We start from the raw sequence: 1036 nt of genomic DNA, 5'->3' as shown, positions 1-1036 counted from the left end.
AGTGTTCGCGCTGACGTGGAAAGAACACGTGCTTCCACGTGTCGCCGCTGGTGTTGCCACCGTCGAAGACGACCATTTCGTAGTCGTCAATGTCGCTGTCCACCAGGTCGGCGCTGGCGATATGGCGCATGTGTAGCATGCCTCTCGTGCGCTCGAATACCAGGATCTGGCCGATGGCGTCGTCCTGGCTCATGGCGTTGACGCAGGCTCCGAGCTGGTGCTCGAAGTCGGGTGCATGCGAGATGAGGTCGGGGAACATAAGGTTGCTCCTATGAAAATGGATCAGCCCAGCTCCGGGTGGGAGACGGGCTGACATGGGGGAGAACAAAGAGGAAGAATGGTGCGTGGCGCGACTGCTAGGACTCGGCCAGCGGCAAGCCCAGTAGCGCGGGCGCATCAGCGTCGAGGATGAGAATGCGCACATCGGCCTGGCCAGCCAGTTCAAGGATGTTCGCCAGGTCGTCCGGCATGCCCTTGTTCCGGTGCTCTTGTCGAAGCTGCTCCGCGCCGATGCCCTCGGCATGCTCCAGGTTCTGGTCCGTCCAGGGCGTGGAAATCAGCTTGACGCCGATCGCCGGGCTGTACGGAACCCGGAAGGCGATGAACAGAAAGGCCTCCGGCGTGGCGAGGTCTGCCAGGTTGGCGAGGTACTGGCCGGTTTCCCGGCTGATGTGCGCGCTGCTGATTTCCCAGCACCGGCTGTAGTAGCTGGTCTCGAAACTCAGACGCTGCACGACTTCCCGCGCGGCTTCGGCCGAATAGGTGTCACCGACGTGGACCGGGCGGCCGTCGAAGTCGTCGCCATGAATGGCATAGACCACGGCACCAACTACGCCTTCGCTGACGCCTTCAACAGCATTGCATTCGGCCATCAGTTCGGCGCTGACAGGTTCAGTGCCATTCCTGACCACCGCGAACTCGCTGGTGACGATGCAGGGGGAAGAAACCAGTTCCTCATCGGAGAGGTGCTGTTGGCTCACGTGGATGGTTCGCCAGACATGCGGGCTTCCGTCCTCGTAGCTGATGGACAGCGTGC

2 protein-coding genes are annotated in these 1036 nt (G+C 61.9%); both read right to left on the bottom strand.

The window, feature by feature from the left end:
- The coding region (locus BRO63_RS03965; protein WP_088138639.1) for a uridylate kinase at positions 1-259 on the bottom strand (259 nt) is incomplete at its 3' end.
- Between the two features lie 97 nt (positions 260-356).
- A partial coding sequence (locus BRO63_RS03960; RefSeq protein ID WP_143219439.1) for a DUF5983 family protein occupies positions 357-1036 on the bottom strand: 680 nt, incomplete at its 5' end.

The sequence above is a fragment of the Achromobacter xylosoxidans genome (assembly GCF_002192695.1).
Classification (GTDB): Bacteria; Pseudomonadota; Gammaproteobacteria; order Burkholderiales; family Burkholderiaceae_B; genus Achromobacter; species Achromobacter xylosoxidans_C.
Note: the sequence above shows the minus strand (reverse complement) of the source record. Positions and strands in the feature narration are given on the sequence as shown.